Origin of the sequence: Mycobacterium sp., assembly GCF_032162605.1 — a bacterium.
Lineage (GTDB): Bacteria > Actinomycetota > Actinomycetes > Mycobacteriales > Mycobacteriaceae > Mycobacterium.
The window spans coordinates 1-14387 of record NZ_JAVROT010000104.1 but is presented as its reverse complement, the minus strand read 5'-3'; the positions used below and the strand labels follow the sequence as shown (position 1 = coordinate 14387).

Below are 14387 nucleotides of genomic sequence, written 5' to 3'. Positions count from 1 at the left end.
CGCGCCTGCGCGGCGCATTCGTCGCGACGGGGGTAGCGTCGCTTTCGATGGCCGACATGCTCTGCTATCCGGGCGGTACCCGTCGTTTCGACGAAGACGGGACCGGCCCCGGTCCTGGTACCGCGGTATCCGCCGAGGGAGTTCGTGCGGTGCCGCACGTGCCTAGGAGCGCCACGTGACTGATTCGTCCGGCTGGACCCCCGTTCGAACTTATGTGCTCGACACCTCCGTGCTGCTGTCCGATCCCTGGGCGTGCAGCCGCTTCGCCGAACACGAAGTGGTCGTCCCGCTCGTGGTCATCAGCGAGCTGGAAGCCAAACGACACCACCACGAGCTGGGTTGGTTCGCGCGGCAGGCACTGCGGATGTTCGACGATCTGCGGCTCGAACACGGACGCCTCGATCAGCCCATTCCCATTGGCACCCAAGGCGGTACGCTCCAGATCGAACTCAACCACAGCGACCCGACCGTTTTGCCGGCCGGCTTCCGCACCGGGACCAATGACGCCCGCATCCTCACCTGCGCCGCCAACCTCGCTGCCGAGGGCAAGCTAGTGACGCTGGTCAGCAAGGACATCCCGCTGCGGGTCAAGGCAGGCGCCGTCGGGCTACCCGCCGACGAGTACCACGCCCAGGACGTCGTGACGTCCGGCTGGGCGGGGATGGCCGAGGTCGACGCCGCGTCGGAGGATATCGACGCGCTGTTCTCCGAGGGCGAGATCGACCTGGAGGATGCCCGAAACCTTCCCTGCCACACCGGAATTCGACTGCTGGGTGGCAATTCGCACGCCCTGGGCCGCGTCAACGCCGAGAAGCGGGTGCAGCTGGTCCGCGGCGACCGCGAGGTGTTCGGGCTGCGCGGGCGTTCGGCCGAACAGCGGGTCGCGTTGGACCTTCTGCTCGACGAGTCGATCGGCATCGTTTCGCTCGGCGGCAAGGCGGGCACCGGTAAGTCCGCCCTTGCGCTGTGCGCGGGCCTCGAGGCGGTGCTGGAACGCCGCACGCAGCGCAAGGTCGTCGTCTTCCGCCCGCTGTACGCCGTCGGCGGCCAGGATCTCGGTTATCTGCCGGGTAGCGAGAGCGAGAAGATGGGCCCGTGGGCGCAGGCCGTCTTCGACACGCTGGGAGGCCTCGCCAGCCCCGCGGTCTTGGAAGAGGTGCATGCCCGCGGGATGCTCGAAGTGCTGCCGCTGACCCACATCCGCGGCCGCTCGCTGCACGATTCGTTCGTGATTGTCGACGAGGCGCAGTCCCTGGAGCGCAACGTCCTGCTGACGGTGCTGTCGCGCCTCGGTGCCGGATCCCGGGTGGTGCTCACCCACGACGTCGCCCAACGCGACAACCTGCGGGTCGGCCGGCACGACGGCGTCGCGGCGGTCATCGAGAAGCTCAAGGGGCATCCGTTGTTCGCCCACATCACCCTGCTGCGCAGTGAGCGTTCGCCGATCGCGGCTCTGGTCACCGAGATGCTGGAGGAGTTCAGCCCCGGCGCCCTGCCGTGACCGGCACACCCGTCGAGCCTGCGGTGGGATCGCGATCGGGCGCGATTTCACGATCTCACCGCAGGATCGAGGGTCGTAGTCAGGGTGGCCGCCAGGGTTGGTCGGTAGGCTGCCAGCGTGCGTAAACGGCCCGATTCGTCTTCCTGGACGTACTGGCGGGTGGTCATTGGCGTGTGCGCGGGTGTCGCGATCGTGGTGATCGGCGGCCTCACCGGCCACGTGCGGATCGCCACCCCTGCCGAAGCGGCCGAGGAGGTCGACTGCTCGGTCGTCAAGTGCATCGCGCTGACGTTCGACGACGGACCGAGCCCATACACCGACCGGCTGCTGCAGATTCTCAAGGACAACGACGCGAAGGCGACGTTCTTCGAGATCGGCAACAAGGTGGCTGCCAATCCCGAGGGCGCCAAGCGCGTCGTCGAAGCGGGCATGGAGCTGGGCAGTCACACCTGGGAACACCCGAACATGACGACCATTCCTCCCGAGGACATTCCGGCGCAGTTCAGCAAGGCAAGCGACGCCATCGAGGCGGCGACGGGGCAGCGGCCGACGTTGGTCCGCACCGCCGGTGGCTTGATCGACGACGCGGTGCTCGCCGAGGCCAAGAAGCAGGGGCTGGCCGACATCAACTGGGACGTCATCCCGTTCGACTGGGCCAACGACTCCAACACGGCGGCCACCCGGTACATGCTGATGACGCAGATCAAGCCGAATTCGGTGGTGTTGTTCCACGATGTGTACTCCTCGACCGTGGACTTGATCCAGCAGTTCCTCCCGGTGCTGAAGGCCAACGGGTACCACATGGTGACGGTCAGCCGGATGCTCGGACCGCGCGAGCCGGGTACCAGCTACGGCAGCCGGGACAACGGGCCACCGGTCAACGAACTCATCGACATCCCGCCCGGCGAGATCCCGTCGCTGCCGAACACACCGTCGCCCGCACCGATGCCGAACATCCCGATCACCGACATTCCAGGGCAGAACTCCGGCGGACCGAACAACGGCGCCTGACGGCGTGATGCACTCCAACACCGCGTTCGTCTTGACCGTGCTGGTGTTGTGTTACGCCGTGGTCTCGGGCCTGGTCAAACGCTGGTACCTGGCGCCGGCACTGATCTTCGTCCTGTTCGGAATCGTATTGGGGCCCTTCGTCTTCAACGTGATCGACATCGGAACGGACGCAGCCAGCTTCACCGTCGTCGCCCAGTTGGCGCTCACGGTGATCCTGTTCAACCAAGCCGCGCAACTCGATATGTCGGTCGTGTTCCGGCGTCGTGAGGTCACCTTCCGGCTGCTCGTGATCGGCATACCGCTGGCTCTGACGCTCGGCACGCTGACCGCAATATTGGTGCTGCCGGTGATGCCGCTGTGGGAGGCGGTGTGCCTGGCGGCGATCGTCGCGCCGACCGAGGTGGCGCTGATCGACGCGCTGCTCGAGGACAAGCGCATTCCGGAGCGGGTCCGCCACGCGCTGTCCACCGAGAGCGGCTTCTACGACGGGTTCGCGCTGGCCACCATGCTCGCGGCCCTGGCGTTGGCCTCCGAGCAGGCCGATCCCGACGCCAGCCGCTGGAGTTGGTTCCTGGTCCGCACCGAGGTGGTATCGGTGGTTGTGGGGCTGGCTCTCGGCGCGGTCGGCGGTCTGGTGATCGCCCGGTCCCAGAAACGCGAATGGATGAGCGACACCTGGGCCCAACTGGCTACGCTCGCTGTCGCGCTGGTGTGCTTCCAGGTGGGTGAGCGGCTGCACGGCAGCGGCTTCGTCGCCGCGTTCGCCGGTGGCCTCGCCTTCGCGTTCATCGCCAAGCGCGTTGGCGTCCCGCCGGAGACGCAGGTGTCCGAGGCCGCCGGTCAACTGCTGGAGCTGATGGTCTTCGCCATGTTCGGTAGTTACGCGGTCATCGTCGGGTGGCGCGACGCCGGCTGGCGGGTGGTGGTCTTCGCCGCGCTGGCGTTGTTCGCAGTGCGCATGGTTGCGGTGAGCTTGGCGCTGATCCGCAGCGACCTCCCCGCGCGGAGCCGGCTGTTCGTCGGGTGGTTCGGACCGCGCGGCATCGGCACGCTGGTGTTGGGCTTGCTCATCGTCAACCGGGGCGAGATCCAGCAGGAGGCGTTGATCACTCAGGTAGTGGTCGTCACCGTGACGCTGAGCCTCGTCGTGCACAGCCTCACGGCGTGGCCGGGGATCCGGTGGCTGGTCACCGTCCCCGATGAGACCGGGGCGCTGCCGTCGGGCGGTTACTCGACGTAGATCGAACTCAGGTGGTGACGGGCGAGCTGCTCGACCTTGCCGGTGTCGGCCAGGTACTGGTAGCTGGTCAGCAGGTGGGTGACACCGAGGCGGACGCCCTCGTCCGAGTTAGCGGCCACGCGACCGTTCGAACGAGCCCTAGTGTGAACGGCACGACGAAATCGGTCCGAAACTGTCGTCACTTTCACGCTCGACGGGGCCGATGTCCGTGACAAGACATCAGTCGCCAATTCCGGTCAATCCTCTTCGCGCAAGCGCTCATCGACAACCTTGGCCATCTTCAGCACGTCGAGCCGCTTGTCGAGTTCCTCTTCCGACAGCTTGTCGCCGATCAGGCCGCGGTCGATAACGGTCTGCCGAATCGTCTTGCGCTCCTTGAGCGCTTCCTTCGCCACCTTGGCGGCCTCTTCGTAGCCGATCGCGGAGTTCAGCGGCGTCACGATCGACGGCGAGGATTCGGCCAGTTCCCGCAGGTGCTTCTCGTTGGCGATGAGGCCGTCAATGCACCTCTCGGCGAACAACTTCGACACGTTCGACAGCAGGGCGAAGGACTCAAGCACGTTGCGCGCCATCATCGGGATGTACACGTTGAGCTCGAATGCGCCGTTGCCGCCGCCCCACGTGATCGCGGCGTCGTTGCCGATGACCTGTGCGGCAACCTGGGTGACCGCCTCGGGGAGCACCGGGTTGACCTTGCCCGGCATGATCGAGCTGCCGGGCTGCAGGTCCGGCAGCTGAAGCTCGCCGAGGCCCGTCAGCGGACCCGACCCCATCCACCGCACGTCGTTGGCGATCTTGGTCAGCGAGACGGCGATCGTCTTGAGGGCACCGGAGGCTTCGACCAGACCGTCGCGGGCGGCTTGCGCTTCGAATGAGTCGACCGCCGTGCGCAATTCGGCGATACCGGTCCTCTCGACCAGTACGTCGACGACCTTCGCGCCGAACCCGTCGGGCGCATTCAGTCCGGTACCGACTGCGGTGCCGCCGATCGCCAGCTCGCCGAGGCGGGGCAGCGTCGACTTGACCCGCTCGATGCCTGCCTCGACCTGACGGGCGTAGCCGCCGAACTCCTGGCCAAGGGTGACCGGCACCGCGTCCATGAGGTGCGTGCGGCCGGACTTGACCACGGTCCGCCACTGCCTGGCCTTGTTGGCCAGCGACTCGTGCAGCACCTCGAGGGCGGGAATCAGATGTCGCACAGCGGCTTCGGTGGCAGCGATGTGCGTGGCGGTCGGGAAGGTGTCATTCGAGCTCTGCGACATGTTGACGTCGTCGTTCGGGTGAACCGTGACCCCGTTGGCCGCGGCGATGCCCGCGATCACCTCGTTGGCGTTCATGTTCGAGCTGGTGCCCGAGCCCGTCTGGAAGACGTCGATGGGGAACTGGTCGTCGTGCAGGCCGTCGGCGATCTCACCGGCGGCGGCGATGATCGCGTCGGCCTTCTCCGCTGCCAGCAGGCCGAGGTCCTTGTTGACCTGGGCGCACGCGCCCTTGAGTAGGCCGAGCGCGCGGATCTGGGTGCGCTCGAGCCGACGGCCCGAGATCGGGAAGTTCTCGACGGCCCGTTGGGTCTGCGCACGCCACAGTGCGGCGATGGGCACGCGCACCTCACCCATGGTGTCGTGCTCGATGCGGTACTCGGCGTCGGCTGTCTTCTCGACTGCGCTGTCGGCGGACATCTGCTCCCTGTTCGATTGAATTCGGCTGGTGCGAAGCGCTTCTACGGCAGTGGATACGCCGCGGTCTTGTCTCCGGTGAAGTCGACCGCGGAGTACTCGTTCAGCTTGGACAGGCGGTGGTAGGCCTCGATCATCCGGACGGTGCCCGACTTGCTGCGCATGACGATCGACTGCGTGGTGCAGCCCCCGCCGAAGTAGCGGACGCCCTGCAACAGATCGCCGTCGGTGACGCCGGTGGCGGAGAAGAAGACGTTCTCCCCGGACACCAGATCCTCGGTGAACAACACCTTGTCCAGGTCGTGGCCGGCGTCGATGGCCTTCTGGCGCTCCGCGTCGTCGGTGGGGGCCAGTACCGCCTGGATGGCGCCACCCATGCAGCGGATCGCCGCCGCGGTGATGATGCCCTCGGGGGTGCCGCCGATGCCCGCGAGCATGTCGGTGCCGGACCCGGGTCGACAGGCGGCGATGGCACCGGCGACGTCGCCGTCGGAGATCAGTCGGATGCGTGCACCCGCCTCGCGGACATCGGCCACCAGCTGGTCGTGCCGGGGGCGGTCCAGAACGCAGACCGTGATGTCGGCGACCGAGGAGCTGCGAACCTTGGCGACCTGGCGGATGTTCTCGCCGATCGGCGCGGTGATGTCGATGACGTCGACGGCGTCCGGCCCGACGGCGATCTTGTTCATGTAGAACACCGCCGAGGGGTCGAACATGGCGCCGCGTTCGGCGACCGCGAGCACCGAGATGGCATTCGGCATGCCCTTGCTCATCAGCGTGGTGCCGTCGACGGGATCGACGGCGAAGTCGCAGTCCGGCCCGTCGCCGTTGCCGACCTCCTCGCCGTTGTAGAGCATGGGGGCGTTGTCCTTCTCGCCCTCGCCGATGACCACCACGCCGCGCATCGACACGGAGTTCACCAACTCGCGCATGGCGTCGACGGCAGCACCGTCGCCGCCTTCCTTGTCGCCGCGGCCCACCCAGCGGCCCGCGGCCATCGCGCCGGCCTCGGTCACGCGCACCAACTCGAGGGCAAGGTTGCGATCGGGGGCTTCGCGTCGCGATTTCGATGAGCCGCTTGCGCGAAGAGCATCAGAGGACGTCATGGGTCCAGATTCTCCCATTAACCGTTCGGGGTTTGGGAGCTGGGATACTGGCAGGGTGACCACACCCCAGGCGGCTCCGGAACCGAAGCCTGCCAAGTCGCGGCTCCTGCAGGACGGCCGCGACATGTTCTGGTCGATGGCACCCCTGGTGCTCGCGTGCATCGTACTGGCCGGAGTGCTGGGGATGTGCTCGTTCGCCCCCAACGGCCCAGGTCAGGGGCCAGTGCCGGTCTATGACACGCCTGCGGCGATGAAGGCCGACGCCGAGGCGCTGAAGATTCCGATCCGGCTGCCGCAACTGCCCGACGGCTGGCACGCCAACTCGGGTTCGCGGGGCAGCATCGACGGCGGCCGGACCGATGTGGCCGGCAAGCCGCAACGGGCGGTGATCTCCCGCGTCGGCTATCTGGCGCCTACGGGCATGTTCATCAGCCTGATGCAGAGCGACGCCGATGAGCAGAGCCTGATCAGGTCCATCGACTCCAACCTCGCGCCGACCGGTACCCAGGACGTGAACGGCGTCAAGTGGATCGTCTACGAGGGCGGTGAGGATTCGCGGCCGGTCTGGACGGCGCGGCTGACGGGTCCCACCGGGCCGGCGCAGATCGCGGTGACGGGCCCCGCGGGTACCGACGAGTACCGTACGCTGGCGGCGGCGACAGAGTCGCAGCCGCCACTGCCCGTCAGCTAGGAGCAAGACATGACCTCACGCAAGTCCGACGTCGCCGGCGGGGCGGCTCCGGAGGCCGACCTCACCGGATGGACCGCCGAGCCGTTCGCCGCCGAAGGTTTCACGTACGACGTCTACCGCAAGGGCGAAGGTCCAGGAGTGGTCCTGATCCCCGAGATGCCCGGTCTACACCCCGGCGTGCTGGCCCTCGGTAATCATTTGGTGGACAACGGCTTTACCGTCGCCGCGCCGTCGCTGTACGGCACGCCGGGGGCGCCAGGTGTCAGGCCGGGCGCGGTACCGGTGATGCTGCGTGGTTGCGTCGCAAAGGAATTCGCAGCGTTCGCGACCAACGCCGACCGGCCGATCGCCCACTACCTGCGCGCGCTGGCGCGTGACCTCAACGAGCGGACGCCTGGCAAGGGGGTCGGCGTGATCGGCGAGTGCTGGAGCGGCGGCTTCGCCCTTGCGGCCGCCGTGGACGACAGCGTGCTGGCCCCGGTGCTGAGCCAACCGTCGTTGCCGATAGGGCTGACGGCGAAGCAGAAGGCCGACCCCGGGCTGTCCGAAGCCGAGTTGAAGATCGTCGAGCGCCGCGCCGCCGAGGACGGACTGTGCGCGCTGGGGTTGCGCTTCAGCGCGGACCCGATGTCGCCTGGCGCACGGTTCAAGACGCTGAAGGCCCGACTCGGCGACGCCTTCGAGGTGATAGAGATCAACTCGAAGAAGGGCAATGAGCACGGGTTCGGCAAGATGGCCCACTCGGTGCTGACCTTGGAGGTTCGCGAGATCGACGGGCACCCGGCCTACGAGGCGCGCAAGCGGGTCGTCGAATTCCTCACTCAGCGGCTGTTCGCGGCGTAGCAGCGTTCTGCGCCTTCCGGCGTTCCTCGTCGCGCCGGGCCCAGAGCCGTTCCCGCGCCTTCGCGATGAGGCGGGCGATGAAGCCAGGCGCCTTCGGCTCGTCCTCGTCCTCATCATTGGGGTCGTCGATCGGCACGCCCTTGAAGACCGCGAGATAGACGCTGACCGTGGTGACGATGACGATCATCAACACCGGCCCGATGATGATGCCAAGGAAACCGAACATGGTGATGCCCGCGAACACGGCCAGCAGCATCAGCGCGGAATCCAGGCGAGCCGCCCGCGGGATCAAGATCGGGCGCAGCACGTTGTCGATGTTGGTGACGACGACGAGGTGCCATGCGATGACGAAGATGCCTCCGAAGACGTTGCCGAACAGAATCATTCCGATGCCGAACGGGATGCTCACGATGCCGCCGCCAAGCGGGATCACCGAGAGCGCGGTGAGAAGGATCGCGAAGATGAAGAAACCTTCGTGAAAGCCGGCGATGTAGATCGATACCGCGCCTGCCAGGCCTTGGGCGAGGGCGATGACGAACTGGCCGAACACCGCGCCGCGCACCATCGCGCCCATTTTCTCGAGATAGAGGTCGGTGACCTCCTCGCCCAGCGGGTTGAGCTTGCGGATCAGCGTCTGGACGCCTTCGCGGTTGGAGAGCAGGGAGATGAAGACGTAGATGAAGAGCACGGCCGCCGTCAGTCCGCCGGCGAGCCCACCCGCGGCGCTCTGCAGGAACGTCAGGGCGTACTCGCCTGCGCTTTGCGCCACGGTACTCATCCGCTCCTGCAACAGTTCCGGTGTCACGTTCACATTGGTGAGGAAGGGAATCTTGTCGACGGCGTCGTTGACGAACTTCAGCGCCCGATCGCCGAGCGAGCTGAGGTCGGTCCGAGACACCCATGCGGAGACGCTGCGGACCATCGCGCTGATCTGCACCACCGCCAGCAGGATGAGTAGACCCAGCGGGATGATGACCGCGAAGATCGCCGCCAAGAGCGTGAAGGTCACCGAGAGGCCCCGACCGAAACGCGTCAAGAACCAGTTGAACAGCGGATTGAACAAATAAGCCGCGACCGCCGCCACGACGATGAGCATGAAGTAGCCACGCAGGAAGTACGCACCGAACGCGAGGGCGATGACGGTCGCGATGGCCAGCGCGCGCTTCTGTGTCTCGGTGAACTCCGTCTTGATGGCCACGGGGATGATCCTGTCAGTAAAGAACCCGGCGACCCGCTTTCTTTGGCGCTTACGGCGCAGCCAGTTTCATCACGTGGCCGATGATGTCGGGGTAGCGCTTCATGTGAGCACCACCGTTGAGGTCGAGCACCTCACCCGTGAGCCACGCCGCCTTGGTGAGGAACAGCACGGCCTCGGCGATGTCCTCGGGTGTGCCAGCCCTGCCGAGCGGCGTGTTCTCGACGTATTCCTCGATGACGCCGGGAACCATGGCCGCGCCCGCCGTCAGCGGGGTGTGGACGAAACCGGGCGCGACCGCGTTCACCCTGATGCCGCGCGCCGCGAGTTCGAGCGCCGCGACCTGGGTCAGCATCGACAGCCCGGCCTTCGCTGAGCAGTAGGCGCTCATGCCGATGGCCGGTTGACGGGCGTTCAGCGATGAGATCGACACCAGTGATCCACCGTCGGCGAGGTGGCGTCCCGCATACTTGGCGACGATGAGCGCGCCGGTCAGGCAGACGTCGACGACCGAGCGGAACTGTGCGACGTCCATGTCGACGATGAGGCCGATGTTGGAGAATCCCGCGCAGCTGACCACTGCCTCGATTGAGCCGGTCTGCTCGAAAAGCGTTGCCACGGAGGACTCGTCAGCCACGTCGACGAATGCCGCGGTGTGCGGGGTTCCGAGTTCGGCGGCGCGGGCCTTGGCACTGTCGAGGTTGAGGTCGGCGACGACGACACGGTAGCCGTCGGCCGCGAGCGCCCGGGCAGACGCCCAGCCGATGCCCGATGCCCCGCCGACGACGATCGCGGTGCTCATCAAGCGCCTTCCTCGGGTCGCGGATCCGCCCACTTGGCCGCAATCGCACCCCACGGGTCGGCGTACGGCTCGGTGCGGCCGTGGTAGGCGGCGCGACGTGTGAAGATCGCCTTGGTCAGCGGCGCGGCGACCCGCAGGAGGTGGCGTCTGGCGCCGGCCTTGTTGGCGGTCTCGATCAGCATCTCGGGCCACGAATGATGTTGGTGGCGAAGCACTGTTTGAGCGCGTGTGGTGTCCATCCAGTCGGTGTTGAACCAGTCGGCGTCGCTGTCCGGGTTGCCCTTGAGTCCGGTGGGCAGGCCGCCGACGAGGCCCATCGCCGCCGCCATGGCGGGGGCGACGTCACCTTGGACCAGTCGGTGGGTTTCGTCGCCGCCGATGAGAAGGGTCTCGCCGATCGCGTCGGCGGTGGTGGCGGCCGCGAAGGCTCGTGCCACGTCGCGCACGTCCACGGTCTGGAGCCTGCCATCGACGGGGAGCAGCCCCCCGAAATACAGGTTGTCCAACTTCAGGTAGGCCGCCGGGTCCACGGTCAGCACGCCGCCGAGCCGCAGGATCACCCAGTCCAGCGACGAAGCGCGAACCAGCTTCTCGGTCGCCGCCTTGTGCGCGCCGTACACGTCGGCGGGGTTGAGCGGGGTGTCCGCGGTCAGCACGTCGGGGCGGGTGTGCGGGTTGCGTGCACCGTAGACCGCGATGCTGGACGCCTGCACGAAACGGGGCGGGCTGGATTGCTTGGAGGCGGCCGCCAGCAGGGATGCCGTGGCGCCGACGTTGATCTTCTCGGCCAGGGCCTTACGCATGTAGATGAATGGCGGAATGATCGCGGCCAGGTGGATGATCGCACTCGGCGCGACCTCTGACACCAGCGCGTCGACCGCAGCCGGGTCGGTCAGATCGGTGTGACGCACTTCGACGCCGGGCGGCAGCTTGCTCTCGGCGTTGCGGTTCGCCGGGATGTCGAGGTCGGTGGCGATCACACGGCGACCGTCGGCCGCCAGTCTCTTCACGGTGGACGAACCCACCAGCCCGAAGGCGCCCGTCACGAGCACGGCGTCCGACATGAAGCTCCCTTTTCGGAATTGGAACTGTTCCAGGCATCATTGCCTAGACGCCAGATCTGCACCAGCGTTGCCGTCGCCTAGGCCCTACCCGCTGCGTACGCAGCGGAATCCGACGTGACTCATCCCGGTGTCGACCATCTGCGGTCGCCGGGCCGCGGGCCGGTAGCGCAGGCAGTAAGCGTCGGCGCACAGGAACGACCCGCCCTTGATGACCTTGCGCCCGATCCGGAACTGGGGCTGGTTCGGGTCGTAGCTGTCGGCTGCACAACATGATTCGACGGCACGGGTGTCGGCCCACCAGTCGGTGGTCCACTCCCAGACGTTGCCTGCCATGTCGAAGAGGCCGTAGTCATTCGGGGTGAAGCTTCCCACCGGCTGGGTGGTGCCGTAGCCCGTGTCGGGCAGGTGGGGGAACTCGCCGTGCCAGTAGTTGGCGAGCTTCGCACCCGGAGCCTCGGGTTCGTCGCCCCAGGTGTAGGCCCGGCCGTCGAGTCCGCCGCGCGCGGCGACCTCCCACTGCGCCTCGGTCGGCAACTCGAGGTTCGCCCATTCGGCGTACGCCGCGGCGTCGTCGAAGGCGACGTGTACGACGGGATGCCGGTCACGTCCGGTGGTCGACGACCGCGGACCCCGTGGGTGATTCCAGCAGGCGCCGGGCGTCCATGCCCACCACTGGTTGAGGTGCCGTAGATCGACGGGCCCGGCGGTGCGGCGGAAGACCATCGACCCGGGCTGCAGGTTCTCCGGCGGCGCGTCCGGATAGTCGTCGGGGTTCGGGGGCCGCTCGGCGACGGTGACGTAGCCGGTGTCCTCGACGAACGCGGCGAATTCGGTGTTGGTGACCTGCTGGGCCTGGATCCAGAACCCCTGCACACTCACCGCGCGGGCAGGCGACTCCTCGGCGTAGTGCGCGTCCGAGCCCACCGTCGCCGTCTGCGTCGGTACCCAGACCAGGCCATCGTCGTCACCGACCATCCACCGAAGCTACCCGTGGGCCCGTTCATCTCGGTGGCTCGTCGCCTCGCACCAGCGTTTGCGCCGCTGGCCAGCGGGTACGCCGGACGCATGCGCGAGGACCCATGGATCAGCTGACGCTTCTGCTCGCGCTGTTCGCGGCCACCGTGCTTCTAGCCCCGTTGGCGGAACGATTCACCGTGCCCTACCCGGTGCTGCTGTTGGTGTTGGGGCTGCTGGTCGCCTTCGTGCCGGGTTTGCCAACTCCGTCGATCAGTCCCGACCTGATCCTTCCCCTGGTGCTGCCGCCGCTGCTGTTCGCAGCCGCGCGCCGGACGTCGTGGCGTGAGTTCCTGGACAACCGCCGCGCCATCGGACTGCTCGCGGTCGCACTGGTCGGCGTGACGGCGTTCTCGGTCGGCATCGTCCTCCAGGCCCTCGTTCCGGGCCTGCCGTTGATCGCGGCGATCGCCTTCGGGGCCGCGGTCGCGCCGCCGGATCCCGTCGCGGCCACGGCGGTCGCCCGTGACCTTCGACTCCCGCGCCGCCTGCGCACCACGCTGGAAGGCGAGGGCCTGTCGAACGACGCGACCTCGTTGGTCCTCTACGAGGTTGCCGTCGCGGGAACGGTCACCGGTGCGTTCTCCCCGTGGGGCGCCGCGGGCAGCCTGGCCCTCGCCGTCGTCGTGGGCGTCCTGACGGGACTGCTCGTCGCGGTGGCGGTGCGCTGGCTGCTGAGCAGGCTGCCCGCACATCCCGCCGGAAGTGCGCTGGTGCTTCTGATGCCGTTCGCGGCGTACGGCGTCGCCGATGCGGTCCACGGCAGCGGAGTGCTGGCAGTCGTCACGCTGGCACTCGCGCTGAGTCGGTACCCGGACGCGGAATCGGCGCAGACCCGGCTGGTGTCCGGGACGGCATGGGACATCATCGAACTCCTGGTGACGGGTGCTGCGTTCGCGTTCGTCGGGGTGGAGTTGCGGGCGGTGGCCGCCACGGTGCCGGGTGACCTCGGCGAGCTAGTGGGTCAGGCCCTGCTGATCACGGCGCTCGTCATCGTCGTCAGGTTCGCGTGGATCTTCCCCGTCGCCACCATCGACCAGAAGCTCAGGGCGCGAAAGGATTCCGAGGCCGAACCGGTCGGCTGGCGGGAGCGGACGATCGCATCGTGGGCTGGGATGAGGGGCGTGGTGACGTTGGCCGCGGTGCTCGCCCTTCCCGCGGCCTTCCCCGAACGCGACCGGCTCGTCTTCATCTCCTTCGTGGTGATCACCGTGACGCTGCTGTTCCAGGGGCTGACGTTGCCGCTGCTGGTCCGCAGGCTCGGCGTGCATGCGTCTCCGGAGGGGGAAAGCGACATGGAGCACGAGCTCACCCGGCGGGCCCGCGACGCCGGTTACCAGCGACTGGAGAAGCTGCGGGCCGAGGGTGACGTCGACGATGACTTGATCGACGAGGCCCACGACAACGCGGAGAAGGTCTGGCACAAACTGGGTTTCGACCAACACGACGGTGACGAGGACGAGAAGACCGCCAGAGTCGAGCACACTTTGCGGGCCGCGGATCTGGAAGCGGAGGTCCTGTCCGCCGCCCGCGAGGCCGTGGTCGCCGCGCGCGCCGAGCACGGCACGGATCCCGCGATCGTCGACGGCTTGCTGCGCAAGCTCGACGGTCGCGGCGCCCCGCCGGACTGATTTTCTGTGCCGAGCCTGCCGTGAGATCGCGAATCGGTCCGGAATCGCGATCCCACCGCAGGCTCGGCGGTCAAACGGGCCGTGTCAGTCGGCGAAGACGGCCGACCAGTCGTTCTTGATGCTCGCGACCGTCCATCCGTCGGTCTTCGCGACGTCGAGTGCCTTCTCGGCGCCTCCGACGTAGTCGAACTCGCGATCGGCGTCGTCGTGCAGCACCAGCAGTCGCAGCGACGGTCCGGCCCCCGCCCCGGTGAACTGGAGCATCTCGATGTCGCCGTTGGAGTTGCCTGCGGCGAAGATGGGCCGACGGCCGATCCGGCTCCACAGCCGCGCCGGCTTGATGGGCCCGTCGTCGAGGAACTCCGGCGTGGACGTCGTATAGAGGTGTCCGTCGCGGTACACGAGACCCACCGAACTGCCGACCACCCGTTCGGGCGGAATTTCGTACAGCGGCCCGGTGATCGGGCGCATGAAGTCGCGTCCGCCGCCGGAGACGATGTAGTTGGTGAAGCCTCGCGTCTCCAGATATCGCAACAACTCGACCATCGGCGCGTAACCGCACGCGGTGTACGGCCTGCCCAGCGTCGGGTGCATGGCCTCGGCGAAGAAGGCG

Annotated in this window: 14 protein-coding genes; 6 read left to right on the top strand and 8 right to left on the bottom strand. The window is 67.5% G+C overall.

Going from position 1 to position 14387, the window contains the following annotated elements:
- Positions 1 to 175: 175 nt before the first annotated feature.
- From phoH2 to QOI01_RS06340, 3 genes are all read left to right on the top strand, one after another.
- Positions 176 to 1501: an RNA 5'-3' helicase PhoH2 gene (gene phoH2 / locus QOI01_RS06350; protein ID WP_526379332.1), complete on the top strand. Its 1326-nt coding sequence runs from the start codon at positions 176 to 178 to the stop codon at positions 1499 to 1501.
- 117 nt (positions 1502 to 1618) lie between these two features.
- Positions 1619 to 2512: a polysaccharide deacetylase family protein gene (locus tag QOI01_RS06345; RefSeq protein ID WP_526379331.1), complete on the top strand. Its 894-nt coding sequence runs from the start codon at positions 1619 to 1621 to the stop codon at positions 2510 to 2512.
- A gap of 7 nt (positions 2513 to 2519) precedes the next feature.
- Positions 2520 to 3752 (top strand): cation:proton antiporter domain-containing protein, encoded by a 1233-nt coding sequence (locus QOI01_RS06340; RefSeq protein ID WP_526379330.1) that lies wholly within the window; start codon positions 2520 to 2522, stop codon positions 3750 to 3752.
- Here the strand turns inward: QOI01_RS06340 and QOI01_RS06335 are convergent.
- The 3 genes from QOI01_RS06335 to glpX all read right to left on the bottom strand — a co-directional run bounded on the left by QOI01_RS06335 (position 3740) and on the right by glpX (position 6534).
- Positions 3740 to 3871 (bottom strand): hypothetical protein, encoded by a 132-nt coding sequence (locus tag QOI01_RS06335; protein ID WP_526379329.1) that lies wholly within the window; start codon positions 3869 to 3871, stop codon positions 3740 to 3742. The two genes, QOI01_RS06340 and QOI01_RS06335, sit on opposite strands and share 13 nt — an antisense overlap.
- A gap of 117 nt (positions 3872 to 3988) precedes the next feature.
- The gene (locus QOI01_RS06330; RefSeq protein ID WP_526379328.1) at positions 3989 to 5431 is read right to left on the bottom strand and encodes a class II fumarate hydratase; all 1443 of its coding nucleotides are present in this window, start codon (positions 5429 to 5431) and stop codon (positions 3989 to 3991) included.
- Positions 5432 to 5472: 41 nt separating this feature from the next.
- Positions 5473 to 6534, bottom strand: coding sequence for a class II fructose-bisphosphatase (gene glpX / locus QOI01_RS06325; RefSeq protein WP_526379327.1), 1062 nt, complete (start codon positions 6532 to 6534; stop codon positions 5473 to 5475).
- Here glpX and QOI01_RS06320 point away from each other — a divergent pair.
- Positions 6533 to 7225, top strand: a complete 693-nt coding sequence (locus tag QOI01_RS06320) for a DUF4245 family protein (RefSeq protein WP_526379326.1) — start codon at positions 6533 to 6535, stop codon at positions 7223 to 7225. The genes glpX and QOI01_RS06320 overlap by 2 nt on opposite strands.
- A 9-nt stretch (positions 7226 to 7234) precedes the next feature.
- On the top strand, positions 7235 to 8068 hold the full coding sequence (locus tag QOI01_RS06315; protein WP_526379325.1) for a dienelactone hydrolase family protein: 834 nt from the start codon (positions 7235 to 7237) through the stop codon (positions 8066 to 8068).
- On the opposite strand, the gene QOI01_RS06310 is transcribed toward QOI01_RS06315, so the two are convergent.
- The 4 genes from QOI01_RS06310 to QOI01_RS06295 form a co-directional block, all read right to left on the bottom strand.
- Positions 8043 to 9260 (bottom strand): AI-2E family transporter, encoded by a 1218-nt coding sequence (locus QOI01_RS06310; protein WP_526379348.1) that lies wholly within the window; start codon positions 9258 to 9260, stop codon positions 8043 to 8045. The two genes, QOI01_RS06315 and QOI01_RS06310, sit on opposite strands and share 26 nt — an antisense overlap.
- Before the next feature lie 55 nt (positions 9261 to 9315).
- Complete coding sequence (locus tag QOI01_RS06305; protein WP_526379324.1) at positions 9316 to 10065, bottom strand: SDR family NAD(P)-dependent oxidoreductase; 750 nt, start codon at positions 10063 to 10065, stop codon at positions 9316 to 9318.
- Entirely contained in the window at positions 10065 to 11129 is a 1065-nt protein-coding gene (locus QOI01_RS06300) for an NAD-dependent epimerase/dehydratase family protein (RefSeq protein ID WP_526379323.1), read from the bottom strand. Before QOI01_RS06300 ends, QOI01_RS06305 begins: the two co-directional genes overlap by 1 nt.
- An 84-nt stretch (positions 11130 to 11213) precedes the next feature.
- Complete coding sequence (locus QOI01_RS06295; RefSeq protein ID WP_526379322.1) at positions 11214 to 12104, bottom strand: formylglycine-generating enzyme family protein; 891 nt, start codon at positions 12102 to 12104, stop codon at positions 11214 to 11216.
- Between the two features lie 104 nt (positions 12105 to 12208).
- Between QOI01_RS06295 and QOI01_RS06290 the strand changes: the two genes are divergently transcribed.
- Positions 12209 to 13774, top strand: coding sequence for a Na+/H+ antiporter (locus QOI01_RS06290; RefSeq protein WP_526379321.1), 1566 nt, complete (start codon positions 12209 to 12211; stop codon positions 13772 to 13774).
- Between the two features lie 84 nt (positions 13775 to 13858).
- Here the strand turns inward: QOI01_RS06290 and QOI01_RS06285 are convergent.
- Positions 13859 to 14387, bottom strand: a 529-nt coding sequence (locus QOI01_RS06285) for an HAD family hydrolase (RefSeq protein WP_526379320.1), incomplete at its 5' end; no start/stop codon positions are given.

Coding starts and splice junctions, on each gene's coding strand:
- QOI01_RS06315 (WP_526379325.1), top strand. CDS start 7,235: ATGACCTCACGCAAGTCCGACGTCGCCGGCGGGGCGGCTCCGGAGGCC.
- QOI01_RS06290 (WP_526379321.1), top strand. CDS start 12,209: ATGGATCAGCTGACGCTTCTGCTCGCGCTGTTCGCGGCCACCGTGCTT.
- QOI01_RS06320 (WP_526379326.1), top strand. CDS start 6,533: ATGGGTCCAGATTCTCCCATTAACCGTTCGGGGTTTGGGAGCTGGGAT.
- QOI01_RS06340 (WP_526379330.1), top strand. CDS start 2,520: ATGCACTCCAACACCGCGTTCGTCTTGACCGTGCTGGTGTTGTGTTAC.
- QOI01_RS06300 (WP_526379323.1), bottom strand. CDS start 11,129: ATGTCGGACGCCGTGCTCGTGACGGGCGCCTTCGGGCTGGTGGGTTCG.
- QOI01_RS06295 (WP_526379322.1), bottom strand. CDS start 12,104: ATGGTCGGTGACGACGATGGCCTGGTCTGGGTACCGACGCAGACGGCG.
- QOI01_RS06330 (WP_526379328.1), bottom strand. CDS start 5,431: ATGTCCGCCGACAGCGCAGTCGAGAAGACAGCCGACGCCGAGTACCGC.
- QOI01_RS06305 (WP_526379324.1), bottom strand. CDS start 10,065: ATGAGCACCGCGATCGTCGTCGGCGGGGCATCGGGCATCGGCTGGGCG.
- glpX (WP_526379327.1), bottom strand. CDS start 6,534: ATGACGTCCTCTGATGCTCTTCGCGCAAGCGGCTCATCGAAATCGCGA.